The 25,193-nt window shown below is 36.1% G+C and carries 28 protein-coding genes; 6 read left to right on the top strand and 22 right to left on the bottom strand.

The window, feature by feature from the left end; translation table 11 throughout:
- Nucleotides 1–57: 57 nt before the first annotated feature.
- From BGC7_RS05880 to BGC7_RS05860, 5 genes are all read right to left on the bottom strand, one after another.
- Nucleotides 58–1,065 carry a 2-hydroxyacid dehydrogenase gene (locus tag BGC7_RS05880; protein WP_050700637.1) on the bottom strand — a complete coding sequence of 336 codons (1,008 nt, stop codon included), beginning with the start codon at nucleotides 1,063–1,065 and terminating at the stop codon, nucleotides 58–60.
- 252 nt (nucleotides 1,066–1,317) lie between these two features.
- Nucleotides 1,318–2,847: a ribonuclease Y gene (rny, locus tag BGC7_RS05875; protein ID WP_050700636.1), complete on the bottom strand. Its 1,530-nt coding sequence runs from the start codon at nucleotides 2,845–2,847 to the stop codon at nucleotides 1,318–1,320.
- Nucleotides 2,848–2,963: 116 nt separating this feature from the next.
- Nucleotides 2,964–3,269 (bottom strand): cell division protein ZapA, encoded by a 306-nt coding sequence (locus BGC7_RS05870; RefSeq protein WP_050700635.1) that lies wholly within the window; start codon nucleotides 3,267–3,269, stop codon nucleotides 2,964–2,966.
- Between the two features lie 13 nt (nucleotides 3,270–3,282).
- Nucleotides 3,283–3,582, bottom strand: a complete 300-nt coding sequence (locus BGC7_RS05865) for a hypothetical protein (protein WP_050700634.1) — start codon at nucleotides 3,580–3,582, stop codon at nucleotides 3,283–3,285.
- A gap of 158 nt (nucleotides 3,583–3,740) precedes the next feature.
- A complete protein-coding gene (locus tag BGC7_RS05860; RefSeq protein ID WP_050700633.1) occupies nucleotides 3,741–3,938 on the bottom strand; it encodes a winged helix-turn-helix domain-containing protein in 198 nt (65 codons plus the stop codon).
- Nucleotides 3,939–4,126: 188 nt separating this feature from the next.
- On the opposite strand from BGC7_RS05860, the gene BGC7_RS05855 reads away from it, so the two are divergent.
- A complete protein-coding gene (locus BGC7_RS05855; protein ID WP_050701056.1) occupies nucleotides 4,127–4,705 on the top strand; it encodes an RNA polymerase sigma factor in 579 nt (192 codons plus the stop codon).
- A complete protein-coding gene (locus BGC7_RS05850) occupies nucleotides 4,702–5,229 on the top strand; it encodes a hypothetical protein (protein WP_050700632.1) in 528 nt (175 codons plus the stop codon). The genes BGC7_RS05855 and BGC7_RS05850 overlap by 4 nt, the downstream gene beginning before the upstream one ends.
- A 69-nt stretch (nucleotides 5,230–5,298) precedes the next feature.
- Here BGC7_RS05850 and trmD read toward each other — a convergent pair whose 3' ends face one another.
- The 5 genes from trmD to BGC7_RS05825 form a co-directional block, all read right to left on the bottom strand.
- The gene (gene trmD / locus BGC7_RS05845) at nucleotides 5,299–5,982 is read right to left on the bottom strand and encodes a tRNA (guanosine(37)-N1)-methyltransferase TrmD (protein WP_050700631.1); all 684 of its coding nucleotides are present in this window, start codon (nucleotides 5,980–5,982) and stop codon (nucleotides 5,299–5,301) included.
- A 98-nt stretch (nucleotides 5,983–6,080) separates the two neighbouring features.
- Nucleotides 6,081–6,848 (bottom strand): SDR family NAD(P)-dependent oxidoreductase, encoded by a 768-nt coding sequence (locus BGC7_RS05840; protein WP_050701055.1) that lies wholly within the window; start codon nucleotides 6,846–6,848, stop codon nucleotides 6,081–6,083.
- Between the two features lie 5 nt (nucleotides 6,849–6,853).
- The gene (locus BGC7_RS05835; RefSeq protein WP_050700630.1) at nucleotides 6,854–8,074 is read right to left on the bottom strand and encodes a DUF4468 domain-containing protein; all 1,221 of its coding nucleotides are present in this window, start codon (nucleotides 8,072–8,074) and stop codon (nucleotides 6,854–6,856) included.
- A gap of 188 nt (nucleotides 8,075–8,262) precedes the next feature.
- Nucleotides 8,263–9,153 carry a DUF3078 domain-containing protein gene (locus tag BGC7_RS05830; RefSeq protein WP_050700629.1) on the bottom strand — a complete coding sequence of 297 codons (891 nt, stop codon included), beginning with the start codon at nucleotides 9,151–9,153 and terminating at the stop codon, nucleotides 8,263–8,265.
- A 24-nt stretch (nucleotides 9,154–9,177) separates the two neighbouring features.
- Nucleotides 9,178–10,107, bottom strand: a complete 930-nt coding sequence (locus BGC7_RS05825; RefSeq protein WP_050700628.1) for a glucosaminidase domain-containing protein — start codon at nucleotides 10,105–10,107, stop codon at nucleotides 9,178–9,180.
- A 122-nt stretch (nucleotides 10,108–10,229) separates the two neighbouring features.
- Between BGC7_RS05825 and cdd the strand changes: the two genes are divergently transcribed.
- Nucleotides 10,230–10,715, top strand: a complete 486-nt coding sequence (gene cdd / locus BGC7_RS05820) for a cytidine deaminase (RefSeq protein ID WP_050700627.1) — start codon at nucleotides 10,230–10,232, stop codon at nucleotides 10,713–10,715.
- Here cdd and BGC7_RS05815 read toward each other — a convergent pair whose 3' ends face one another.
- From BGC7_RS05815 to BGC7_RS05760, 12 genes are all read right to left on the bottom strand, one after another.
- Entirely contained in the window at nucleotides 10,716–11,414 is a 699-nt protein-coding gene (locus BGC7_RS05815; protein ID WP_050700626.1) for a M48 family metallopeptidase, read from the bottom strand.
- Between the two features lie 75 nt (nucleotides 11,415–11,489).
- On the bottom strand, nucleotides 11,490–12,248 hold the full coding sequence (locus tag BGC7_RS05810; protein WP_050700625.1) for a uroporphyrinogen-III synthase: 759 nt from the start codon (nucleotides 12,246–12,248) through the stop codon (nucleotides 11,490–11,492).
- Complete coding sequence (locus BGC7_RS05805; RefSeq protein WP_087880051.1) at nucleotides 12,239–13,111, bottom strand: DUF4271 domain-containing protein; 873 nt, start codon at nucleotides 13,109–13,111, stop codon at nucleotides 12,239–12,241. Before BGC7_RS05805 ends, BGC7_RS05810 begins: the two co-directional genes overlap by 10 nt.
- A gap of 72 nt (nucleotides 13,112–13,183) precedes the next feature.
- Nucleotides 13,184–14,452 (bottom strand): methionine adenosyltransferase, encoded by a 1,269-nt coding sequence (gene metK / locus BGC7_RS05800; RefSeq protein WP_050700624.1) that lies wholly within the window; start codon nucleotides 14,450–14,452, stop codon nucleotides 13,184–13,186.
- Between the two features lie 222 nt (nucleotides 14,453–14,674).
- Entirely contained in the window at nucleotides 14,675–16,351 is a 1,677-nt protein-coding gene (locus BGC7_RS05795; protein WP_242034418.1) for a tetratricopeptide repeat protein, read from the bottom strand.
- A gap of 49 nt (nucleotides 16,352–16,400) precedes the next feature.
- Nucleotides 16,401–17,390, bottom strand: a complete 990-nt coding sequence (locus tag BGC7_RS05790) for a PstS family phosphate ABC transporter substrate-binding protein (protein WP_050701053.1) — start codon at nucleotides 17,388–17,390, stop codon at nucleotides 16,401–16,403.
- A 34-nt stretch (nucleotides 17,391–17,424) separates the two neighbouring features.
- The gene (locus BGC7_RS05785; RefSeq protein WP_242034417.1) at nucleotides 17,425–17,631 is read right to left on the bottom strand and encodes a hypothetical protein; all 207 of its coding nucleotides are present in this window, start codon (nucleotides 17,629–17,631) and stop codon (nucleotides 17,425–17,427) included.
- Nucleotides 17,632–17,733: 102 nt separating this feature from the next.
- Nucleotides 17,734–18,567, bottom strand: coding sequence for an energy transducer TonB (locus BGC7_RS05780; protein ID WP_050700621.1), 834 nt, complete (start codon nucleotides 18,565–18,567; stop codon nucleotides 17,734–17,736).
- Nucleotides 18,568–18,597: 30 nt separating this feature from the next.
- On the bottom strand, nucleotides 18,598–19,257 hold the full coding sequence (locus BGC7_RS05775; RefSeq protein ID WP_050700620.1) for an ExbD/TolR family protein: 660 nt from the start codon (nucleotides 19,255–19,257) through the stop codon (nucleotides 18,598–18,600).
- A gap of 33 nt (nucleotides 19,258–19,290) precedes the next feature.
- Nucleotides 19,291–19,902, bottom strand: a complete 612-nt coding sequence (locus BGC7_RS05770; RefSeq protein WP_050700619.1) for an ExbD/TolR family protein — start codon at nucleotides 19,900–19,902, stop codon at nucleotides 19,291–19,293.
- 70 nt (nucleotides 19,903–19,972) lie between these two features.
- Nucleotides 19,973–20,794 carry a MotA/TolQ/ExbB proton channel family protein gene (locus tag BGC7_RS05765; protein WP_050700618.1) on the bottom strand — a complete coding sequence of 274 codons (822 nt, stop codon included), beginning with the start codon at nucleotides 20,792–20,794 and terminating at the stop codon, nucleotides 19,973–19,975.
- A gap of 406 nt (nucleotides 20,795–21,200) precedes the next feature.
- Nucleotides 21,201–22,586, bottom strand: coding sequence for an aspartate kinase (locus tag BGC7_RS05760; protein WP_050700617.1), 1,386 nt, complete (start codon nucleotides 22,584–22,586; stop codon nucleotides 21,201–21,203).
- A 249-nt stretch (nucleotides 22,587–22,835) separates the two neighbouring features.
- Here BGC7_RS05760 and menA point away from each other — a divergent pair, with 249 nt between their 5' ends.
- The 3 genes from menA (at nucleotide 22,836) to BGC7_RS05745 (ending at nucleotide 25,156) form a co-directional block, all read left to right on the top strand.
- Nucleotides 22,836–23,741 (top strand): 1,4-dihydroxy-2-naphthoate octaprenyltransferase, encoded by a 906-nt coding sequence (gene menA / locus BGC7_RS05755; RefSeq protein WP_050700616.1) that lies wholly within the window; start codon nucleotides 22,836–22,838, stop codon nucleotides 23,739–23,741.
- Nucleotides 23,741–24,232, top strand: a complete 492-nt coding sequence (locus BGC7_RS05750; RefSeq protein ID WP_050701052.1) for a metallophosphoesterase family protein — start codon at nucleotides 23,741–23,743, stop codon at nucleotides 24,230–24,232. The genes menA and BGC7_RS05750 overlap by 1 nt, the downstream gene beginning before the upstream one ends.
- An 87-nt stretch (nucleotides 24,233–24,319) precedes the next feature.
- Complete coding sequence (locus BGC7_RS05745; protein ID WP_050700615.1) at nucleotides 24,320–25,156, top strand: 1-acyl-sn-glycerol-3-phosphate acyltransferase; 837 nt, start codon at nucleotides 24,320–24,322, stop codon at nucleotides 25,154–25,156.
- The last annotated feature ends 37 nt before the right edge of the window (nucleotides 25,157–25,193 follow it).

The following is a 25,193-nucleotide window of genomic DNA, read 5'->3' as shown; positions in this document are numbered from 1 at the left end:
TTAGAAAAAAGAGTAAACCTACAAAACGCTTCATATCAATAAAACTCGGAGAATATCCTACTGCTTATTCACAACTTCATTCTCAAGCTCTTTTCCTTCAAAAAAAGATTGAATATTATCCATTGTGGTATGGGCAATATTAGACATTGCCTCTTGTGTAAAGAATGCCTGATGAGAAGTAACAATTACATTATTAAATGAAAGCAGACGGGCAAGAACATCATCTGTCATCACAGCATCGGAGTGATCTTCATAAAAATAAGCTCCTTCTTCTTCATACACATCCAATCCTGCATATCCTACTTTTCGGGATAATAGACCTTCAATCAGATGCTTGGTGTGAATAAGTTTACCACGCCCTGTATTTATTATCATTACTCCTTCTTTCATTTTAGCAATGGATTCTTCCCTTATCAAATATTCAGTTTCTTTAGTAAGAGGGCAATGCAAAGTAATGATATCCGATTGTCCATATAATTCATTCAAAGAAACATATTTCACACCAGTAGCTTCAGCCCATTTTGTATCAGGGTATAAGTCATAAGTAAGAACATTCATACCCAGTCCCTTGAAAAGACCAACAGCAACTTTTCCGATTTTACCGGTACCTATAACTCCTATAGTTTTTCCATACATATCGAACCCCTCGAAGCCAATAAGAGAAAAATTGCCATCACGGGTACGAAGGAAAGCCCTATGTACTTTTCTGTTAAGACAAAGCATTAAAGCCAATGTATGTTCGGCAATAGCATGTGGAGAGTAGTTCGGAACGCGAACAACGCGAACACCTTTTTTTGCCGCTGCCGCAATATCAACATTATTAAACCCTGCACAACGAAGTGCTATTAGTTTAATACCGTAAGAGTATAGTTTATCTATAACCTCAGAATCAACCTTTGCATTTACAAAAATACAAACTGCATCTGCACCACTTGCCAGAAGCACATTATTCTTATCGAGATGTTCTTTATGAAAGACCAACTCAAAATTATATTTTTCATTTACCTTATTAAAGGTAGCTATATCATATGGCTTTGCATCGAAAACCGCTATTTTGTATGCCATAACTAATAATTTTTAGAATTAACTTACCATATAACTCAATTACAAAAGTAATTAAAATAACTTTTATCCTCAAAAGTATAGCCGTTTGTTTTATTTTCAGATAAAAGAGTATCTATTGGGTTATGCCCACATAGGCTCCGCCAAGCTATACATACCTAAGATAAACGTTCTAGAAAAAGAGTTCCATTTAATACAAAAAAGTAAGCGAGGCATTACAACCCCGCTTACTTTTAATTATATATTTCAAGAATATTATTTTGCATAACTGACTGCTCTTGTTTCCCTGATAACTGTAATTTTAACCTGTCCGGGATAAGTCATTTCATCCTGTATTTTCTTAGCTATATCGGCTGATAATTTCTCAGTCTCTACATCATCAATCTTATCTGCCCCAACAATCACCCTCAGTTCGCGTCCGGCTTGTATTGCATATGTTTTCAATACACCCGGATAAGAAAGAGCCAATTGTTCCAGATCATTCAAACGCTTAATATAAGCTTCTACAATTTCGCGACGCGCACCAGGACGTGCACCTGAAATAGCATCACATACCTGGACTATAGGGGCAAGAAGAGTTGCCATTTCTACCTCATCATGGTGAGCACCGATGGCGTTACAGACATCAGGCTTTTCTTTATATTTCTCAGCCAGCTTCATACCTAGCAAAGCATGTGGCAATTCCGGCTCATCGTCAGGCACCTTACCTATATCGTGCAACAGTCCTGCTCTCTTAGCTTTTTTTACATTCAAGCCTAATTCGGCAGCCATTATCGCACAGAGATTTGCTGTTTCACGAGCATGTTGCAATAAGTTTTGTCCGTAAGACGAACGGTATTTCATTTTTCCTACAAGGCGAATCAACTCTGGGTGTAAACCATGTATACCTAAGTCGATAGTAGTACGTTTTCCAGTTTCAATTATTTCTTCTTCAATCTGTTTTTTCACCTTTGCCACAACTTCTTCGATGCGAGCAGGGTGTATCCGACCATCTGCCACCAACTGATGCAAAGCCAAACGGGCAATCTCTCTTCTCACCGGATCAAACCCTGACAGAACAATCGCCTCTGGAGTATCATCCACTACTATTTCAATCCCTGTAGCAGCTTCCAATGCACGAATATTACGGCCTTCGCGACCAATAATACGTCCTTTTATTTCATCCGATTCTATATGAAACACAGTGATTGCATTTTCTATAGCCGTTTCTGTAGCAACACGCTGTATGGACTGCACTACAATCTTCTTAGCTTCTTTATTAGCTGTCATCTTAGCCTCTTCCATTATATCATTTATATAGGATTGGGCATGAGACTGAGCTTCATCTTTAAGCGCCTCTACAAGTTTTTCTTTCACCTCTTCTGCAGACAAGCCAGAAAGAGCCTCAAGTCTTTCCACTTCCTGTTTATGCAGCTTATCCAGATCTTGCTTTTTCTTTTCAACAACTTCAAGCTGATTATCCAGATTAGTCTTAATTGTATCCATCTCAGCCTTCTTACGTTGAAGCTCTTCTTGCTTCTGAGTAATACCAAGTTCACGTTGCTTGATCTTAGCCTCAGCAGACTGAAGCTTTGAATTTCTGCTATTCACCTGTTTCTCGAACTCAGACTTCATCTGCAGCGCTTGTTCTTTTACTTCCAGTAATTTATTCTTTTTAATTACCTCTGCTTCTTGTTCGGCTTCACGCACCTGACGTTTGAACCTTGAATTTGACATAAAATTCAATGCCCCCCACGTCAGCAAGCAACCGACTACAAAAGCTATTACAATAAATAATATATCCATAATTTGATATTCGTTATTAAAAGTTCATTTCTATATAAAATCAAAAGCACTAATTTAAGCATGGATAGCCCACACTTAATTAGTGCCTTAGATATTTCTCAGTTTAAAATAAGCCTTTATTTTACTTGCTTTTTCAGATAATCGTCTAACTCTTGCGTAAGTTCTTTTATCCTCGACTCAAACGAGTTTGTTCTCAATTGCCATTCTACTTTCTCGGCCACCGCCTGAAGTGCAGTCATGGCCATATAGTCTGTATTTTTTAATGACTGAGATTCGTTTCCTGTAAAATAATTCCTATATTGTACTAACTTATAATCTATTTCATCCGCAGCTTTTCTGTACACCTCCTCATCGCTCCTTTTTATGCGAAGGGGGTATCTCATGTCTGCAATGCGTAGATTAATTACCAAATGATCGTCCATAAAATCTAACTTATCAGTATTTCAACATGGCGATACATCTATCTATATCTCGCACTAATTTAGCCAATCTTTTCTTCGTGTGCTGTAAGTCTTTTCCATCTCCATCCGATGTAAAAGATTTTACAAATTTCAGATTGTCATATTTTGCTTTAAGCTCGCCGACTTCCGACTCCAAACCTGTTATTATCAGCACCTTTTGTGAAAGCTCTTCTTTCAATTGAGAATTTTCAACCTTAAGCACATCACAGAGATACATCAACTGCCTCATTCTTATTTCGAACTCAGCCAAAAGTTTTTCATCATTTTCTGCCATAATTTAGCCTAAAAGCTAGACAAAAATAAAAAATAGAAGCGGATTATCAAAATAATTCCCCTTCTAAATTCACATAAACAGAGAGTAAGGCTATAAAGCAAAAAAGAGGTATTATCACAGAATGACAAATACCTCCTTATTTCTTCCAGCCACTACTCTTATAGTAGAACTACCTGAAGATCGTCTTTCAGTTCATTAAAAGCAATTTTCCCTTCTCTGGCAAGCCATCCTAAAGCAGCATACATATCTTTTTCAGTCAATTTACACGCTTTTTTAATTTCTTTGAGTGATTTACTTCCATCTGCGTCAAGGTATGTCCAAATAATACCTGCGTTTGTTCCAATTTTTTCTTTCATAATGGGTGCTTATTAAAAGATTAAACTTCGTTATTATTTTCAATAACAAAAGTACACAAAATGAACCAGCACTACAATTCTTTATTAGATTATTTAACAGAAAGATAACTTTCTGATATACTTATTAGATCTCTGCCTATTTGGATATTAATCAAATTCTTGTAGATTTGTATAAAAATGACACTAATTTGCGATTTTTCAGCTTAAATAAAAAAACAGATACTTTTTCGGATGAAGAACTCTTATCTCAGTTCAGAGAAACAAGTAAAATTGTTTTTTTTCAAGAATTGTATGAGCGTTATATCCCTCTGATATACGGGCTTTGTCTCAAGTATCTCCAGAATCCGGAGCAATCGCAAGATGCAGTTATCGACATCTATGAAAATTTATCTCAGAAAATTCACTCTTACGAAATAAAGATATTCAAAAACTGGCTATATAGTGTAGTAAAGAATCATTGCTTCCATATCCTAAAAGAAAGCAAAAAAGAGATTATTGTTAATTTCGATTCTCAGATTATGGAATCGGACACAGAATTTACTCTATTTGGAGAGGAAAGAGATGACGACAAAGAGGAAGCCTTAAGTAAATGTATGGAAAAGCTTCCCGAGCCTCAAAAAGTAGCTATAGAGAAATTCTTTTATGAGAATAAGTCTTATGCGGATATTGTGGATGAAACAGGATTTCATCTGAAGAGTGTAAAAAGCTATATACAAAACGGAAAGAGAAATTTAAAAATCTGTATTGAAAAAAATCTGGAAGAATGAAGTTTTTAGAGTACATAAAAGGGCAAAGAAAAGGAAAAAACGCCAATCGAATAGAAAAAAATTCGATGACAGACCCGTTTTTGTACGAAGCGATAGATGGCTTTGATTCTATTGACGACAATCATATAGAGCGTATAAACAGTATAAAGAGCCGAATAAGAGCTAAACAAACGAAACGGATCAGCTTTAGTAGATTTGCGCGGGTGGCTGCAATAATAGCTGTTTTAGCATTCGCCTTCGGAGGATATTTATTTATTGATTATCACAAACCTAATTTGCAAGCTCAGGAATCTAGCGTGCAAACGATAATTGATGTATATATACCTAATAATTATTACATTGAGAATATAACATCAATTGCTCAGCGAAATACAAAAACAGTAAAGTCTACAAAAATATCTATTTCCCGATTTAAGGTGGAAGAAAACTCAAGCCATTCCATTAATGAAAAGGAAATAGAGATTTTAGAAGCAGCAAAAAAGAATGAGGAACCTATAGACATATATTTGCCAAAAGGTTTTTGAAAAGAAAGTTCAGCAATAATACAAAAGACTAGAAAATCCGTGAATTTTTCTGGTCTTTTTTATATTCAATTATTTATTATTTTCTAAAAGATCCGAGCGAAGGCGTTCGGTACGTTCCATAGCTTGTTGCAATTTCCAATCATCTATCTTGGCCTGATGACCTGACAGGAGTATATCAGGCACTTTCCACCCTTTGTACTCTGCCGGACGCGTATACACCGGAGGAGCAAGCAAATTGTCCTGAAAGGAATCGGAAAGGGCAGATTGCTCATCGCCTATAGCACCCGGAAGAAGACGAACTATAGAATCACACATCACGGCCGCAGCAAGCTCCCCTCCTGTGAGAACATAATCGCCAATAGATATTTCCCGAGTAATCAAATGTTCCCGTACCCTATAGTCAATACCTTTATAGTGTCCGCAGAGTATAATAATATTTTGATAAGAAGACATTTCATTCGCTATCTTCTGATTGAAAACCTCTCCGTCAGGCGATGTATAGATAATTTCATTATAGTCTCGCTGAGCTTTCAAAGCCGAGATTGCATTATCTATAGGTTCGATCTGAAGCACCATTCCAGCTTCTCCTCCAAATGGATAATCATCTACATTACGATGCTTATTTGTTGTATAATCACGCAAGTTATGAATTGCGATCTCCACAAGTTTTTTATCCTGTGCCCTTTTAAGAATAGAACAGTCGACAAGACCAGTAAACATCTCAGGAAGCACACTTATTATATCTATACGCATAATATCAATATTAGGAGGGACAAAGATAAGAAAAAGAAAAAGAGTACACGATCTTGTTAAAAGCGTACTCTTTTGCAATCCTTCAAATATTTACAAGTCTATTTCTTCTCTTCTTTATGGAACATATTACCTGTAGCCTGAGCTGTAGGCATAACAAGCATGTCCTGAATATTTACATGAGCTGGCTGCGAAACAGCATAATATACAGCTTCTGCTATATCATCTGCATTCAGGTTCTCATAGCCTTCATATACTTTATCGGCTCTATTCTGATTGCCCTTAAACCGAACTAATGAAAATTCGGTTTCTACAGCTCCCGGGCAAATCTGAGTAACACGAATATTGTATGGAAGCAAATCCATACGCATACCCTGATGCAAAGCATTTACAGCATATTTTGTCGCACAGTAGACAGCTCCATTAGGATAAACGGCTTTGCCAGCAATAGAACCTATATTGACTATGTGCCCCGACTTCTGCTCGACCATAATAGGGGATACTATTCGCGTCATGTACAACAAACCTTTGATATTGGTATCTATCATACGCTCCCAGTCGTCAACCTCGCCTTCGTGTATAGACGATAATCCGACTGCAAGTCCGGCATTGTTTACAAGAATATCTATAGTCTTCCAATCTGAAGGAAGACTGCTAATTGCCTGTTCTGCTTCATTATATTTCCGAACATCGAAGCACAATGAATACACTCTCGATTCATATTTTACCTCGATTTCTTTTTCCAGTTCTTCAAGCCTTTCCCGACGGCGACCTGTTATAATCACATCATAGCCTTCCTTTGCCAAACGTAAGGCAATAGCCTTACCTAAACCCGAAGTTGCCCCTGTGATTAAAGCTATTTTCTTCATAATTTTTATTTTATCCAAACATTTACAATCTCGCCGATATACATTTTATGATATCCGTTTTTAGTCCAGTCTCCTGATGTAGGCTTTGCAACCACTCCTTCCGGAGATAACTGTTGACCAACCATCTTTTTACATTCAAAGATCATCCAAGCCTCAGAGAAAGCAGTAGCTCCCGAAGGCAGTTTGATAGGTGTAAGCCCCGATCCTTTTATTTTATCTGTATTTCGACCACTTACCGAACCGCAATATTTTACAGCATCTTTATAAGCCTCTGTATAGAAAGATATTGTATAATACTCGCCTTTATCCATTGTTTGCACAGAGTAACGAGTAGGATTCAAGAAGCAAAAAGCAACAGGTTTTTCCCAGAACATACCTATTCCTCCCCACGATGCTGTCATCACATTCGTTTGATCTGCTGTACCTGATGTTATAAGAGTCCAATCGTTCAATAACTTTATATAATTACCAGGAATCTTATCTGCACTTACTTGCTTATATCCAGATAAAGTAGACACCTCCACTCCAATATTAGAAGGAGTAGCTTGTTCTGTTACAGGAGCAGGAATCGGAGCCACCTCTACAGGCTGAGGTCTCGTTGGCTGAATTGCAGGTTGAGGCTGAGCGGTAACTGCGGCCACCGCACCGGACGTAGCGACAGATCTTGTTCCATTCAGATATCTGTCAAGAGATTCAAATACACTTTGAACACTATCTATCGTTTGTCTTCTAAATTTATCGTAATATTTATTTAAGGAATTTTTCTTCTTATTTATAGCAATATCATCTATTATCATTTCTTCGGCAGAAAGAGATTCTTTTGAGTCTGGATATTGATATCGGATATTACGAATAGTAACATCACACTTATTTCCACCAATATTCAATACCAGTTGATAAGACATTTTAGCTCTATCAAGAACAAGCATACTCTTTTTAAAAACCAGATACATTTCTCCCTGACATGCAATATTTTTACTGTCTATATCAGCTAACAGCACCCTACTAGACAAGTCTTCAACAGACTTATAATTCTCATCTGCCCATTTGTTTACGACTTTAAATAGATCTGCATCTGAGATTATATTATCTACAGGAACCGTTTTAAAAAAAACGACTTTGCCTTCAATCTCAGGTACAGCTCCAGCCAAATATTTAGGATCATCTTTCGCACCGACAAACAAAGAGACAAATGCGCATAAAGAAAGTAAGAGATACTTATTCATATTTTACCATTTATATTGTTAGTTGCATAAAATTAATACAAATCGGACAACCCGCAAACAATGTAATAAACATTTATGAATGTTATTTCTAAGAATAAACAATTTTTCAGAATCTTTCAAAAGAAAACGAGACACTAGCTTTATAGTTAGTGTCTCGCTTTTTATTTATTGCGATCTATAGATATCTTTTAAAAATTATATGCAAACCCAACTCCGATCATTTCTTTGAACTGAATCTTTGGACCTTCTGTTGTTCCGTCTTTTTTTACATTTTTTACATCATCGTCATATTTCAGCGTCGTATTTATATTAGCAGACAGATATTTATTTATTTTCATATTGATAAGCAAGTCCCAGTTAATATCTACATTTCCAAATGAACTGTTATATGCTGTAAAAAAGTCTACTGTAGATATTACTTCTACATTTTCCATGACTTTCTTTTGGGCACGGGCTTTCATATAAGCACCAAACTCGGCTCTAAATCGATCACCTTTATCCACTCCAAAGGCACCTATACTCGACAAGTAGTCGTCTTCTACAAAAGTAAGCTTTCCTGCAACGGGAGATAGATAAACAGAATAATTAGTATTTGGACGATATTCTAGTCCCAAAGAGATATTAGAATATGCCGGAGCAAAAAACTTCGATATATAATTATCCTTATTCGGATAGTTATAACCCTTATAAAATTGAGTTTTAAGGTCACCCATTACCGTATAATACCACTTGTTATCTGTAGAATAACCTAACTGTGTAGTAAAATCAATTTTATCACTTGTTTTTTGCGTTCCTAGAGTTTTTGTATTTGTCAGGCCATACTCTAAGGATAGAGCATTAGACCACAACCAATTTCCTGTCTTACGCTGCAAAGAGCCATTTAGATATGCTGTACCAGCTACTGATGATTTTTCTCCTCCTGCTGCCCAATTACTTTGTGTTGTCTGGGAAGCATTTAGCCCCGTTACTCCTTTCAGATACCACTTTCCATCTTCAAGCTTCTCTTTTTCTTTAGCATCCTGAGCAAGTAACCCCAGAGAAGAAGCTAAGAAAAAAAATCCTAATATTATTTTTTTCATTCTTTATTTATATTTTCAATTAATTTATCTTAATCTTAACACATCACCTTCTACTGGAACGTATTCATAGTCTTTTTTGTTCATCTTATAAAGATTTTTGACCTTAACTCCATACAGTTGAGATATACTGTGCATAGACTCTCCCACTTGTACTACATGGTCATAATAGGGCTTATCTGCTTTCGATTTCTTCTTTTCGAAATACACCAAGTCTCCCGCTTTTAGAGGAAAACCTTCGGGTACTTCATTGTATTTACACAAATCTTTCGCCTTGAAACCAAACTCAACAGCAATACCCTCATAAGTATCTTCGTCTTGAGCTATAACGTAAACCAGATTATGTGTTTTATAAGGAGTATGTTTATAATTCTGAGTTAAGAAACGCTGCTCTTCCTCTTGCAACTCACTGGTACTTTTCCCTTTTTTATCATATTGATACAGTTCATAGTCTTCTATCAGCTTTATCAACTTATTTGCATAAGCCTGATCGGTAGCATACCCTAGTTGCTGTAGGCCTCTCGCCCACCCTCTATAGTCTGTTATTTTCAAGGAGAATAATGGAGAGTATCTCGACCTTTTCAAAAACTGAGAATGGTCTTCGTACGAATCTTCTACTTTCTTATATTTACGGAAACAATCATTGAGATTATCATCGGCTTTATAGACCTTACCACCAGTCCAATCCTTATGACATTTTATACCAAAATGATTATTTGCGTCACGGGCAAGGCTACTTTTCCCTGCTCCTGATTCCAAAAGCCCTTGTGCCAGAGTTATACTTGCAGGAATCTTATGTTTCTTCATATGGTCTAGTGCAATACTCTTGTATGTATCTACATAATCGTCATAAGCCTTATATCGTTTGGCCTGTGCAAGGGCTGACATTCCGGGTAATAGAAGCAGAGATAATATAATTATAAAGATTACTGAATCCCGTTTCGAAACTTTTTTCATATATTTATACTGTTTAAATATTAACTTAAGGTCTTAGACCTTTTTGTTTTGCAAGTATAACAACAATAATATGTTATATTTGGAAAAGCGTAACATTAATTACTTTCTTTTACTTAATTATAGTGAAAACATTAAATTTAACAACAAAGATAAACGTTTACACTTTCGATGAAGCTTCCGAAAGCATAAAAAAACTTATAGAAGCAGCTAAATCAGCGACAAAGACAGCTTATGCTCCATACTCGGAATTTTGTGTCGGCGCGGCAGTCATGCTCGATAATGGCAAGATAATAACAGGAAGTAATCAAGAGAATGCAGCCTATCCTTCAGGGCTATGTGCCGAAAGGGTTGCTATATTCAGCGCAAATGCACAATATCCGAATAAAGGAATGGATGCCATTGCTATTGCAGCATTCAATAAAGGAGATTTCACAAATGTGCCGTGTTGCCCTTGTGGTAGTTGCAGGCAGGTAATGGCAGAAGTGGAAAGCCGTTACAACAAGAAAGTAAAAATAATCATGTACGGAAAAAGTGAAATATATGAAGTAGACTCGATAGACGCACTACTACCTCTTAGTTTTGGGAAAGAATCTTTATCTGATATATAATCACCAATTTGTTTTATATGCTCTCAATTCTTTAGTTAGCTCTTTTGCTTTTCCAGAAGTCACACTATCCAATAGTTTCCAAAATCGTTCACCATGATTCATTTCTCGGGTATGACATAGTTCGTGCAGAATGACAAAATCGACTAAATACTCCGGTAAAAGCATACAGTAATAGGATAGATTTATACTTTGTTTAGAAGAACAACTTCCCCACCTGGTACGACTTTTATTAATCGTCAAAGTTGAATACGAGAAATTATAGAGAGCTGATAATTTATCTATTTTAGAAGGAAATAAACGATTCGCCTCATAGCGTAAAGTCTTATCGACCATTTCTCGAAGAGTTTTCTGAACAGAAGGAGCATCATATTGTGTATTCACCGGACACGATATTGTAAGCAATCCATCTTTGAGTTTCAAATAATAATTATTAGTAGTACTACTCTCTATAATTTTCAATTCGAAGCTAAATGTCTTAAATGTTGTTTCCGGAGTCAATAATAATTTAGCAGAAGACTGTTGCAGCAATTTAAGCAGGCGTGGCTTCATCTCCTCTATAGCTCGTCGAATATAATCCTCCGTCATAGAAGAAGGATGAGTCAATTGCAAATACTCCTGCTTCTTTCTTACTATGATTTTCCTTGCTCTGGGATTAGAAAGGAGTTTTATTTCGCCTAAATTTTCAACCTTTATTATCACTAAGTCTTTATATATTATAAAAAAAGCTTAACATCGGATAGTTAAGCTTTTAGTTTATATTTAATCTAATGGATTTTACTTCGCTTTATGATTCTCTTTTATAAAAGCCTCTAATGCAGCAGTCATTGACGGCACTCCCGGCAGAGGAGCTTCACAGTCTAGTCTCAAACCCGCATCACGCACAGCTTTAGCAGTTGCAGCACCAAAACATCCGATAGCCCTATCTCCCTGCTTAAAGTCCGGAGCATTCTTTAATAAAGAAACTATTCCGGCGGGACTAAAAAAGATAAGCATATCATAAGACAATATCTCTTGCTCTGTAAATTCATTGCTTACGGTACGATACATTATAGCCTTAGTATAATCAACCTTTTTGCTATCCAATACAGATGTAAGATCTTCTGTATGTACATCCGATACAGGCACAATAAATTTTTCTTTATTATGCTTCGTCAGAGCTGTACCCAGCCCATCCATTTTACCGGTCGTACTAAAAAATATTTTACGTTTTCTATATACAATATATTTCTGAAGGTATAAAGCAACAGCTTCGGATATACAGAAATATTTCATTGCTTCAGGCATTACTATTCTAAATTCTTCGCATAGTGCAAAGAAATGATCTATCGCTGTTCTTGCCGTGAATACTACAGCTGTATAATCTTGTATATTGATTCGTTGTTGTCTGAATTCTTTCGCATCCAATCCTTCTACCCTTATGAAAGGGCGAAAGTCCATCTGTACCTGATATTTTTCTGCAATATCAAAATATGGAGATTTCTCAGTAGCTGGCGCAGGTTGAGAGATCATGATCTTCTTTACTTTTAAAGCCATAGTGTGTTAAAATCGTCAGTTCTATATAATAAAGTCAACCCTATAAACAAAAACATATATGGTAATATTTCAAAGGTGCAAAGGTAGGTAATCAAATACAAAAAGTTAAATTTTTCTCTAATAAAAAAGACTATTATTTGATAAAAAAGTAATATTTGAACTAATAGAAATATTATCACCATGAATACTACAATCTGAAAGTGCCAATACTCTGAATATACCAATAAGAGAGTAGGAATGAAGAATATAATACCTAACATCTCTAAAGCTACAATCTGTATACGCCGTAGTGTAAACATAGAAGAACGCATATCGAAAATATACCCGAATATACTATACATAGCATCCTTAACCCCATAGAAAATGCCTATAAAGACAATGAATAAGAGTATCTTTATCATCGGACTTTGCATAGCACCTACTTCCGGCATCTTTTCTATAAAAATATCATATGTAGATATAGCCATTAACACTACCGCCTGAAAAACAAGGAAATAATTATAAAGAATTTCTGTTACCGTCGTTTGTTTCGAAAAACGAAGTCCTCTGTCTACAGAAAAGAGTGAGTAAAAATTATCCTTAATAAAAGTATATCCGCCATTGTAAATATGAGTAAAAAACAAAAAGCATAGTAATAGCAATCCGAATACACTATCTACATGCTCCATATTGAAAGGCAAACGAGTGCCTTCATATCTTGCTTTTTCTGAAATTATCGAGGTAGTTTCTTCCTTATTTTGCACATTTACCATATCTACGATCTTTCCCTGCAAAGGAGATCCTATATGAAAAGCATCTGTAGCAACACTATCATGTTGTCCCTCTGCAATGCTTATATATGATATGGTATCCTGTTGTTCCAATACGGAATATATTATTTAGAAAACACATCTCTTCCTTTAGACCAAGAAGAGATGTGTTTATATTATAAGTAATTATATATTAAATTCTTTCTTTATTGCGTCTACATAGTCTAGCTTCTCCCATGTAAACAATTCTACCTCTAACGTTAAGCCTTCAGGGTTGTAGCGTGATTGAAAATGCTTTTTCACGACTTTCGGCTCACGTCCCATATGTCCATATGCAGCTGTTTCGGTATAGATTGGATTTCTTAGTTTCAATCTTTGCTCAATAGCTTTCGGACGCATATCAAACAATTTTTCTACTTTCTTAGCTATTTCTCCATCTGTGATATTCAAATTGCTCTTGCCATATGTATTTACATAGATATTCATCGGCTTTGCCACACCAATAGCATATGATACCTGAACCAATATCTCAGGAGAAACCCCTGCCGCCACTAAATTTTTAGCTATATGACGAGATGCGTACGCTGCTGAACGGTCTACCTTCGATGGGTCTTTCCCCGAAAAAGCTCCACCTCCATGTGCGCCTTTGCCTCCATAGGTATCTACAATAATCTTACGGCCGGTAAGACCTGTATCACCATGAGGACCTCCTATAACAAAACGCCCTGTTGGATTTACGTGATATGTAATATCATCTGTAAACAAACGCGCAATATCCTCTCTGAATTTATATTTCTCTTTAACTCGCGGGATAAGGATATTTACAACATCATCTTTTATCTTAGCCTGCATAGTAGCATCGTCTCCAAAATCATCATGTTGTGTAGAAATTACAATCGTGTCAATCCTTAAAGGAGTACCATTGTCATCATATTCTATTGTAACCTGCGATTTTGCATCAGGACGTAAATATGGCATTAATTCAATATCATTCTTACGGATAGCAGCAAGCTCTAGCAATAATGCATGAGATAAATCAAGTGCCAATGGCATATAATTATCTGTTTCATTTGTTGCATATCCAAACATCATCCCTTGATCTCCTGCCCCCTGATTCATAGGATCGGCTTTTCCGTCCACACCTCTATTTATATCATCAGATTGTTCGTGTATAGCAGAAAGAACCCCACAAGATTTAGCTTCGAACTGATATTCGCTTTTTGTATAGCCTATCTGCTCAATCACTCTACGAGCAGTTTCCTGAATATCAATATATGCTTTGGATTTCACTTCTCCGGCCAATACAACCTGTCCTGTTGTAACTAATGTTTCACAAGCTACTTTCGAATTGTTATCATAAGCCAGAAATTCGTCTAGCAATGAATCTGAAATCTGATCTGCAACTTTATCCGGATGTCCTTCCGAAACAGATTCAGATGTAAATAAATAACTCATATGTGTAAAATTTTACTGTTAAAAAAACAGGAAAGACAAGTATAGTGCAGCAAGATATAAAATGGTTTAGCATTTTTTCATGTGGTTGCAATCGATACAAATCTATCCACTAATTCCGAATGCAAAGATACTTCTTTTTATTAATTAAATACTTACTATTAGAAATAAAATAGCCCAAGCATAAAGCTTGGGCTATTTTTTATAATAATTTGTATAAATCAATTATTTTGCACTTGCAAATTCAAATAACATTTTACCATTTCCATTTTCAGGATCTAGTTCCAATATTTTCTCTGCATATTCTTTTACTTTAAGCTTATCATCTGCTTTCTTATGTTTATCGAATTGCAAATAGAAATAATAGCTTAAATAGCTATATGCTTCGATAAGCTCTTTCTTATTTTCGCCATCATTCTTATCAAGAATAACTTTCACTGTTTGCTCATAGTATGGTCTTGCCAAACCTGCTGTTGTTTCCGGATCCATAGACGCATTTGCACGGGCTCTCCAGAAAGGTCCCATATAGCTATCTGGGATTCTTTCTCCAACTACAGCAAATGCTGCGTCAGCCTCTTTATACATCTTCAATGCATTCTGCCAAGCCTCATCTACAGTTACATTTGCAGTATCTTTTTTAACACCATCTCCTGCAATATAGAAATAACGACCCATTTGGAAATAATCAGAAGCTTCCGCTTTCTCTCCAGATACAGTTATATATCTTTTATAGAAATCAGCAGCATCAGCATACATACCTTCGTTAGCACAAATAGATGCAATCTCTTTATATAAGTTTGCTTTCGAAGAGTCTATTTCAACTGCTTTCTTATACTGATCAATAGCTTTAGTTTTATTACCTGTTTCGCTTAAAACTTTACCATAGGCAAGATAGTCCTGAACAAGATATCTGTTTGTACTATCATTTGCAGCAGCATCTACAGTAGGCTTTTGTATACTAAAGAACTTATCACCTGCTGCCAGTCCTGCTTGATAATCTTTCATATCATTATTATTATACATAGACAGACGGTTCAACACAAAGTTGTTTGGTTCTTTTTCCAAACCCTCACTTATGTATTTTTTAGCTTCATCATATTGTCCTGTAAAATATAGAACAGAAGCATAACGAGTAAGATCTTCTACTGTATAATCACTACCTTTAAAGTATTCTTTGTATGGTTCTATTGCCTGAGGATAAAAGCCATCACGACGATATAGTTCTGCCAGTTCTTTATAAGCAACTCTATAATCAGGACGAATCTCAAGTGCCTTTTTCAACATTTCGGCAGCTGTATTACGGTTGATATACTCATATACACGAGCACCTTTCATATATGCAAGAGCACACGATGCATCAAAATTAATTGCTTGATCGTATTGCATAGCAGCATCTCCCGGCTTATTTTCTTTAGCCAACATATCTCCTTCGAAAATGTACACTAATGGAGATTTTTTGTCTGCCTTACGTGCATCCTGCAATTTTTCAAGAGCTTTTTCCTTCATGCCATTATCCAGATAAGCCTGAGCTATGGCAAGAATTACTGTTACATTTTTCTTATTATCTTTTTGTTTCTGTATATTTTTAAATTGATCTTCAGCTTCTTTAGGGCTAGATTTCAACTGCAACTTGGCTAAACCAATAGCACAAAGAGCAGATTCCGGATCTTTTGCCAAACCCTGTTCATATTGAGATTTAGCCTCTGCAATATTTCCTTCCTTATAAGCTATTTCACCCAGATAATAATGTGATTCTGCCGGAGCCTGACCCATGTTCTTAGTGAAATACTCTTTTGCTAATTTCATTTCACCAAGACTTAAATAATCAACGCCCGGATTATTTTGAGCAAAGGCTGAAATACTGATAATAAAACTCAATAAAGAGCCTAAAAAATACTTCATTTTCATCTTTCTAATAATATTTACTGTTAATGTTTGTTCTATAATGTGTTTAATCTTTCAGTGTAGGGCTTGCTCTAACTACTCTGGTGAGCTGGTAAGCGGGATAAAGACCTGCTTTAAGAACTATCCTCTGGCCTTTTTCGCCAGCAGCAAAGTTAACAAAACCTGATGGCAATCCGCCCCTCACATCTGAAATTATTATATAAAGGTCTCTACTCAGAGCATATTCTTGAAGAGCAATGAATGCAGGATATGGCTTAAAACTGTTTTCTACAGTAGCTTTATCAGCCTTGCTTACAGACACCACTTTGATATTGTCAATAAAACTTAAATTTTTCGGATCATTAGGATTACTGATCCAATTTACCCCAATAATGCCTAATGCATTAGGGTTTGCGGCAACATAGTCTATCACTAATTGATTAGGGGTACGTTCACCCAAATCAATCGCTCGTATACTATCTGTCGATCTAGCCTTCAGATTATTTCCCAAAGGCATATCTTTACATATAGAATCTCTTATAAATCTGACAGTACTTGAATTGGGACTATCGAAAGTCACAGCAATCTCACCAAGTTTCGAATTCGGATTAAGTTCTTTCCATGTACGCACTTGTCCTGTCATTATCTTTTTTATATCAGCCACAGATAGCAGCGAATCCGGATTAGCTTTATTTATAATCAAGGCTATTGCATCTGTCGCATATTTCTGAGACCTAACTTGTTGTTTACGGTCCTTTATTATTTGCGTCTCGTTTGGTGTAAGTTCTCGTGCAGCGATAATAACACGTATACTATCTTTCATGAACAGATCGAAAGCTTGTGTTTCGCTTGTATATGTAGGAATAATATATGCTTCGTTGTATTGAGATTCGAAAACATCTATTTGTTCCTGTACAATTGGAGCAAAGCATTCATCAACTGTAATCTGCGCAATACCACTTGTAGGAGTATCTGTACGCGTAACTTTAGGCCCCTGGCATGAATAACAAATAAGAAGGGCTACTAAAATAATCAAATTTAAACTTTGCTTTTTCATAACTTTACTTTTTACTATTGTCTGTCTAGTTATCTTAGGGCGTTTTCCATGCACGGTATCCTCTAAACAAGCCATATGCAAAAAACAATACAGCCATAATTATACGTGCAGCAATATTAATATCCTTAAAGATAGGAGTAAATACAAGTAGGATAGACACACCTAAATAAAAGAATATCATAAAAATCCCAAATATAGCTTTAGGAGACCAATTTTTCGTAGGTTTATTTTCTTTTTCCATCTTCATTATTTGAAAAAGAAGAGAAGATGATTTTTTAATTCAAACTTCTCTTCTTTACTGATTTTTATGTTATTAAAAACAAATACTTCTAAGAATGTCTTATTATTGTTTTAACTTGAAAACAATCGGAAGTGTAAAGTACACAGGAACATTCAATCCATTTTGTTTTCCCGGAATCCATTTAGGCATCGCCTTCACAACCCGTACAGCTTCTCTGTCGCAAGAAGGGTCGATACCACGTATTACTGTTACATCAGAAATAGTTCCGTTTTTGGTTACAACGAAGCGAATAGTTACACGACCTTGTATACCTGATTCCTGAGCAACAACTGGATATTTCAGGTTTTCTCCAATAAACTTATGCATTTCAGTTTCTCCACCGGGGAAACTAGGCATTTGTTCTACTGTTACAAATGGTTTTTCTTCTACAGGCTTTTCTTCCACAATTTGTTTGTGTTCTCTCAACTCTGCAATATCAATACCATGTTTGTCATCAGTACCTTTCACGTCTGCCACTGAAATCTGAATCTTAGTCTCTTGGACATCCGTTTGACTTATCATCTTATCTTCAACAACTTCTTCGTCCTTAACAATTGTAGGAGGAACGAATTTTACTGTTGTTTTCAATGGTGGCGGTGGAGGCGCCGTTTCTTGCATAATTTTATTCTCTTCCGGAATTTCTTGTTCTACCGGAATTTTAGACATCTCATATGCATCATCCATTGGTCCCATCTCTGATTGTGTCAGATTTTTCACTACCGACACCAAACTTGGCAAGGCAGATACAAATCCTGCAAAAACAAGGACTACGAGGAATGCTACTATATGTCTCTTCGATGACGATTGACGTAATTTGTAGGCTCCATATTGCTTATTTTTACCTTCAAATACTACATCACACCATTCAGAAGAATTTAATTTGATATCTTTTGACATAATTTTTTACTCCTTTCTTGTTAAATGTGATTATTGTTTAGGTGGTGCTGCTTCTGCTCCATAAGCCCCTTTTGTCTTCAGGTTTTCAAGTAAGTACTGATCCCCTTCTGTCATATCTACAATAGCATATTTATCAATACTGCATATTTGCATTTCATCTAGTGCGTCTACAAGATTTTTATAAGTAGATTCAGAAGTAGGTTTTATAACTACAACCTGTCCATCTTTCACTCCTTTAATTTCTCTTGATCTTTCCTTAAACACATCATCAGACATTTTCTTGTTAGTCACGTATTTCTCGTGTCTAAGCTCGCGCATTTGGTCTACAACGTCTTTATTACGTTCTAACAATAAAGCACGCAACCCTTCTGGTGAATAGTTTGTTTCTTTCAAGGTAGTATAATCTGTATAATCAGGAATACCTGTATAGTAATATACTTTATTATCGTCTCCAAGCAGTAGCGTTACCGACTTAGAGTCTTTTACCTTTACTTCATCTTCCTTAGTCAGTTTCTCGTCGGTAGGCATCGCAATATCCATGATTTGCGGTTTACTCAATGTGGTACAGAACATGAAGAATGTAATCAATAACATGTTCATATCCACCATCGGAGTAAAGTCTACTCGTAGAGTCTGTTTTTTTGGTTTACCTTTTTTTTCTTCTCCGCCACCGGTATCTACAGAAGCCATAATTTTCTTTTTTTAGTTAATAATTTTAGATTATTATAGGCCTTCCGGCATTCCTCTCAGAGACGTAATAAGGCTATATCTGTTTTCTTTCATTTTTACCAGAGCTTTCATCACATCATCTACCAGAGGATATGCTGTAGTTTGGTCTGCCTTGATAGCGATACCCATATTGTCGCCACTTACTTCTTTTGCATGTTTTATCCAACGTGAAAATTGGTTGTTTGCGCTGTCAAGCGGCACGCCGAATTTCTTAATCTCACTATCCTGGTCGCTTAATGGCAAATCTAAGAAAGCAGACATTCTGTTCATAGGCACACCAATGTGTGTTTGTTCCACGAACGATCTTATCTGTTTATCTGTAAATGTAATGCCATAATCCTGTCCCATCAACTCCAATACCGCTTTTTTACTTTCTTTTCTATCTATATTCAAAAAGACTTTTCCATTTGGGTCAATCAATATAGTTAGCACATTATTTTCCGGTATTTTTGTTTCAGATACCGACGAAGGTGTAATCACCTGTACCGGTTCTTTGGGTAAGAATGTTGCTGTAAGCATGAAGAATGTGAGCAAAAGTACAGTAACGTCACTCATCGCAGTCATATCGATGAATGTACTCTGTTTTTTTACTTTAATTTTTCCCATCTTCTTTTTATTCTTTTCTAATTAGAGTAGAATTTCATTCAAATTCCACAAATTCTCTCAAAAAAATTAATTATTTAGATAAACCTCCGTGTAGAGTTGTGTAAGTTTGGCCAATAGCAAAACCAACTTCGTCTACAGCATTAGTTATATCTTCAACTTTTCCTGAGAAATAAGAATAAGAAATAATAGCACAAGCACCAGTACCAATACCCATCGCTGTATTCATCAAGGCTTCAGAGATACCGACAGCAAGAGCTGTTGAGTCTGGAGCTCCTTCTTGTCCCATCGCACCAAACGACTTGATCATACCAAGTACTGTTCCGAATAGTCCCATCAGAGTACCTAGAGTAGAGATAGTTGCAATAACTGACAAGTTTTGTTGCAAATAAGGAAGTTCAAGAGTTGTAGCTTCTTCAATTTCTTTTTGAATCATTGCAGCTTTTTCATCATTATGGATGTCTGCGATTTTTTCAACATCTGAATATCTAATAAGACCAGCTTTTAAGATATTAGCTACTGAACCTTTTTGCTCATCACAAAGTTTTGATGCTCCGGCGATGTCGCCTGCTTCTAGTTTTGCTTTTGCATTCATTACAAATTTAGCAGTATTACCTTTTCCACTAGCTCTGTTTAATGCGAAGAATCTTTCAACTGAAAGAACCAATACTGTAAGCAACAATGTGATTACGATAGGAATTACAAATCCTCCTTGGAATAGAGTTCCTAAGATGTTTGCATTGAGTGGGTGACCTTTTTCGTCAAAGTTGCTTGGAGCTCCAGCTACTAAATAGAAGAATAGATGAGCAACAATAGCACATCCAATAACTACTATCATAGCAGAGACGCCTTTTGATCTTGGTTTTTGAGTTGGTTGTTGTTTTTTAGTTTCCATAATGATAATAAATAATTTAAGTTTAGTGAATCAATTTTTCTTTTTTATTATTGTTATACATTCAATATTAAAACTCAAAAAAAGCCATACAGTGAGCTTTTAAGGGTACAAATATACTATTCCATTTTATCTTTTAGTATATTTTGTCTCCAAAATTGCACTCTGATTAACGCTCTTAATAAAATATAACGTTGTTAATAAATTATTATTTTTTCGTAAAAGCAATTTTACTAATATAAATTCTGACAAACTCAATAAATATAAGTAACTGTTTATGTGGGATTTCTGTTACAAAATGTGTCCACTTAGGTATTAAATTCTGTAAAACTCTTTTTTACAGCAAACAAAAATAGGATTTAAAATTATTCTTTACAGTTAAAAAATACAAAAAAAGTCTTATTAAAACCTATTTATCAATACAAAGCTCATCATTGAGAGCGATAACCGCATCATTATAGCATTCTCGCTTTATCACAAACTGCATATTCACTTGCCTTAGAGACTGACCGAAGCTTTCTACATTTATTCCCCTATCGAACAAAGCTTTTGCAGCCCTATACAAGAATCCTGGAATGGCAATATTGGTACCCATAGCACAAACCAATGCGACTCTAGCTACAACTACCTGATAAAAAACAGATTCGAGTTCAGATATTAATTCTCTGGATTTGTAATTATCCCAAACTACCATTGTGATAGAGTTTGCATTCGTTGACTTAAGAATATAGCTTACTCCAAATTTCTGAAATATCTGCATTATTCTTAAATCGAAGCCAACCTCCCCTACCATCATAGGATCATGTATCTCTATTGCCAACACTTTATTTGTACCTGAAACAATCTCTATCTTAGGAACTTCAGAAATATAATCTTTAGTAATCAATGTCCCCGGGTGCTCAGGCTCAAATGTATTCTTAATGCGTATATCTATATTTGCTAATTCGAGAGGCTTAGCTGCTTTGGGGTGTATAGCCTCCATACCTATATCTGCCAACTGATCGGCAATAATATAATTAGTGCGTCCAACAGGTACAGTCTTATCTACCCCGACAATATTAGGATCAGCACTCGACAAATGATATTCCTTATGAATAATGGCCTCCTGAGCCTTCACTTCTACAGCGATCTTACTAAAAGTCACTTCTGTATAGCCTCGATCGAATGCTCTCATAATCCCCTCGGTACCTTTCGTATAGCCGGTAGCAATGCAAAGATCTTTACTGAAGTCAATATTTTTGAATGCTCTGTGAATACGTTCATCAATAGTCAAAGGCATAGAGTCATTAAAACCGCATAAATCTATAAAACGGGCAGATATACCATTATTATTTAGAATATTGACAGTATTCCATGCTGAATGAGCTTCACCTATCGACGCCAGAATTTCACGGGCAGCCAGACAAATATCATCTGCCCTCACATAGCCCGAAGCCATAACTTTGCTAAGACTGTGTAGCATTGTCTTAGCCTGTTTTATACGAAAAGTGATAAACTCTCTGGCCTCCTGAAGATCGAGTCCAATTTCTTCAAATCCTTTATTAATAAGTAACAAACGTTGACAAAGACTATCCAGCCCGATACTGTAATCACTATTTTCGAGAAACTGCACATACACACCAGGCTCTCCGGTTTTCTTATGCTCCAGCAACCAGTTAGTCACATTGTTATAAGCAGACACTACGAAAATACGGTTATACATCTCATCCTGAGAACGTTTTCCGACAATTACATTATCCAGGGCTTCTTTAAACTTAGACATTGAAGTCCCGCCAATCTTCTCTACAGTAAGCATTTTTATAATAAGTTTGAACTTTTTTGATCGGTGCAAAAATAATAAAATAATCTCATTATATGTATTATAAAGTATTAATGTAATATATCTAATCTAAAATAAATACAGAAAACCAAAAACAAAAGAAAATCAGAATAAAAAAGAAATAATAAACTAGCCAGAATACAATCCTTGATCGTTTATTTACTCTTTAAAGGAATAAGAAAACGACAAAAAACGTATCTTTGCACCTTGAAAAATCTATAATTTATGGCATCTTTAAAATCCTGGATATCGGCTCTGCGCCCTCGCACACTCTTTTTAGCCGTTGCTACAGCCTTATCAGGAAGCGCTATTGCTCTTAGTGTAAACCAATTCAGTATTAGTGTATTTTTCCTTACATTGATGATTGCGACCATATTGCAATTATTATCCAATATGGCGAACGATTTGGGGGATTTTCAACATGGAACAGATATAACCGGCGAACGTGTAGGTCCTAAACGCACTGTACAAAGCGGAGCCATTACTCCCTCACAAATGAAAAGAGCAATTATTGTGGCTATTGCCTGCGCTGCCATAGTAGGTTTACTCCTTATATATATAGCTCTTCAATTTATGAATCCAATATATATTACTGCATTCTTAGTATTGGGTATACTATGTATTATTGCTGCCATAAAATATACTGCAGGGAAGAATCCCTATGGCTATAAAGGCTTCGGAGACATATTTTCTTTTGTCTTTTTTGGTTTAGTGTCTGTAGTAGGTACATACTTTCTGCACACACACCTTATTGATTCCCGACCTTGGCTACCTGCCATCGGACTAGGGTTTCTTACAGTTGCTGTCCTCAACCTGAACAACATGAGAGATCTGGACAATGACAAAAAATCCGGTAAGATCACAATCCCCGTACGAATAGGTTTACACAATGCCAAGCTGTATCACGCCGTTCTTACTATTGGCTCTTTGCTCTGCTTCATAGGTTATTCCCTACTCTACTCTGCACACTGGTATCAATATCTGTACCTTTTATGCTTTGGTATTTTCATAAAACTACTGACCGATATATTCAGAATAAAAGAAAACAGGCTATTGGATCCATATCTGAAATATACATCTATGGGAACCTTTTTCTTATCGGTATGTTTTTCTATCTGTATCAACTTGTAATGAAAAAAATAGGACTTTTATCAGATACCCATAACTGGTGGGATGACAAATACGAAAAATATTTTGCCGACTGCGACGAAATATGGCATGCCGGCGATATAGGATCAATTGACTTGGCCATACAGTTTGAAGCATTAAAACCATTTCGTGCTGTGTATGGAAATATAGATGACAGCAAGGTTCGTGCAGCATATCCTGAAAATCTTCGCTTTTCGCTCGAAGATGTGGATGTCCTTATAACTCATATTGGCGGTTACCCCGGAAGATACGATCCACGTATACGCCCCATATTATTTGCCAAACCTCCAAAACTATTCATCACCGGACATTCCCATATACTGAAAGTAATGTTCGACAAAAAGCTAAACTGTTTACACATAAATCCCGGTGCAGCGGGCAAGTACGGATTTCACAAAGTAAGAACACTCGTTCGCTTTGTTCTGGACAGAGGAAATATATCAGACCTTGAGGTTATAGAATTAAATGACTAATCTCTTATTTGCCTATTATAGCATTTTTAGCGAAATTTGCAGAAAGATACTCTTAAAATCAAATAGGTCTACGACCGTAAATTCAGAATGAAAGAAAAACTATTAAGCTACGATGATGTCCGAAAAATGAGCCCTGTTCTGCGTGGCCCGTTTGGAAATATATTAATAAAATTCGCCATGTGGCTCACTGGCATGAACAAGGTGAATAGGATATACGACGCATCGAAGCAATATGAAGGAGTTGATTTTTGCAAGCATTTACTAAAGGACGTTGGTGTAAACATTGTGGTAGAGAATATAGATGTACTGAAGCAATATACAGGAAAAGCATTCATCACAGTATCCAATCATGCCTACGGACACATAGACGGCATTGCGGCCATAGCTACAGTAGGTTCAGTACGCCCTGATTACAAAATGATGGTAAATTTCATACTTGGAATGATAGACACTATGTCGCCCAATTTTATTGCAGTCAACCCTTTTCAGAGTGGAAAGATTGCACAAAAATCGAGTGTAGAAGGAATAAAACAATCAATAGACCATCTCCGATCAGGACATCCAATGGGATTTTTTCCGGCAGGCGCAGTATCTAAAACAAAAGTCCGAAAATTCAAGATGGAAGTAGAAGACCGGGAATGGCAAGAGCCTGTTTTGAAACTGATAAAAAAAGTAAAAGTCCCCATTATCCCCATGTATTTTAGCGGTAAGAACTCTTGGTTCTTCAACTTTCTCGATCTGGTCAATTGGAGATTGCGTTCACTGCGGCTTGGTCACGAAGTATACAACAAGAGAGGCAAAACAATATATCTCCGCTTTGGTACACCTATTCTTCCGGAAGAACAAGCAAAGTATACAGACATAAAGGAATACGGTGAATTCTTAAAAGCTAAAACATACGCCTTAGCTAAGGCTACAGATTAATAGGCCACTCTTTACAAATCTTCACTAAAAAAGACTG

Source organism: Dysgonomonas sp. BGC7 (assembly GCF_001261735.1).
Lineage (GTDB): Bacteria > Bacteroidota > Bacteroidia > Bacteroidales > Dysgonomonadaceae > Dysgonomonas.
The sequence above is the reverse complement of the archived record's forward strand: the minus strand, read 5'-3'. Positions and strand labels throughout refer to the sequence as shown.

Coding starts and splice junctions, on each gene's coding strand:
- metK (WP_050700624.1), bottom strand. CDS start 14,452: ATGAGTTATTTATTTACATCTGAATCTGTTTCGGAAGGACATCCGGAT.
- BGC7_RS05775 (WP_050700620.1), bottom strand. CDS start 19,257: ATGGCTTCTGTAGATACCGGTGGCGGAGAAGAAAAAAAAGGTAAACCA.
- BGC7_RS05750 (WP_050701052.1), top strand. CDS start 23,741: ATGAAAAAAATAGGACTTTTATCAGATACCCATAACTGGTGGGATGAC.
- BGC7_RS05840 (WP_050701055.1), bottom strand. CDS start 6,848: ATGAAGAAAATAGCTTTAATCACAGGGGCAACTTCGGGTTTAGGTAAG.
- BGC7_RS05810 (WP_050700625.1), bottom strand. CDS start 12,248: ATGGCTTTAAAAGTAAAGAAGATCATGATCTCTCAACCTGCGCCAGCT.
- BGC7_RS05860 (WP_050700633.1), bottom strand. CDS start 3,938: ATGAAAGAAAAAATTGGAACAAACGCAGGTATTATTTGGACATACCTT.
- BGC7_RS05790 (WP_050701053.1), bottom strand. CDS start 17,390: ATGAAAAAGCAAAGTTTAAATTTGATTATTTTAGTAGCCCTTCTTATT.
- BGC7_RS05865 (WP_050700634.1), bottom strand. CDS start 3,582: ATGGCAGAAAATGATGAAAAACTTTTGGCTGAGTTCGAAATAAGAATG.
- BGC7_RS05870 (WP_050700635.1), bottom strand. CDS start 3,269: ATGGACGATCATTTGGTAATTAATCTACGCATTGCAGACATGAGATAC.
- BGC7_RS05795 (WP_242034418.1), bottom strand. CDS start 16,351: ATGAAGTATTTTTTAGGCTCTTTATTGAGTTTTATTATCAGTATTTCA.
- BGC7_RS05745 (WP_050700615.1), top strand. CDS start 24,320: ATGAAAGAAAAACTATTAAGCTACGATGATGTCCGAAAAATGAGCCCT.
- BGC7_RS05850 (WP_050700632.1), top strand. CDS start 4,702: ATGAAGTTTTTAGAGTACATAAAAGGGCAAAGAAAAGGAAAAAACGCC.
- BGC7_RS05830 (WP_050700629.1), bottom strand. CDS start 9,153: ATGAAAAAAATAATATTAGGATTTTTTTTCTTAGCTTCTTCTCTGGGG.
- BGC7_RS05825 (WP_050700628.1), bottom strand. CDS start 10,107: ATGAAAAAAGTTTCGAAACGGGATTCAGTAATCTTTATAATTATATTA.
- menA (WP_050700616.1), top strand. CDS start 22,836: ATGGCATCTTTAAAATCCTGGATATCGGCTCTGCGCCCTCGCACACTC.
- BGC7_RS05835 (WP_050700630.1), bottom strand. CDS start 8,074: ATGAATAAGTATCTCTTACTTTCTTTATGCGCATTTGTCTCTTTGTTT.
- BGC7_RS05785 (WP_242034417.1), bottom strand. CDS start 17,631: ATGGAAAAAGAAAATAAACCTACGAAAAATTGGTCTCCTAAAGCTATA.
- rny (WP_050700636.1), bottom strand. CDS start 2,847: ATGGATATATTATTTATTGTAATAGCTTTTGTAGTCGGTTGCTTGCTG.
- BGC7_RS05770 (WP_050700619.1), bottom strand. CDS start 19,902: ATGGGAAAAATTAAAGTAAAAAAACAGAGTACATTCATCGATATGACT.
- BGC7_RS05880 (WP_050700637.1), bottom strand. CDS start 1,065: ATGGCATACAAAATAGCGGTTTTCGATGCAAAGCCATATGATATAGCT.
- BGC7_RS05760 (WP_050700617.1), bottom strand. CDS start 22,586: ATGCTTACTGTAGAGAAGATTGGCGGGACTTCAATGTCTAAGTTTAAA.
- BGC7_RS05765 (WP_050700618.1), bottom strand. CDS start 20,794: ATGGAAACTAAAAAACAACAACCAACTCAAAAACCAAGATCAAAAGGC.
- BGC7_RS05780 (WP_050700621.1), bottom strand. CDS start 18,567: ATGTCAAAAGATATCAAATTAAATTCTTCTGAATGGTGTGATGTAGTA.
- trmD (WP_050700631.1), bottom strand. CDS start 5,982: ATGCGTATAGATATAATAAGTGTGCTTCCTGAGATGTTTACTGGTCTT.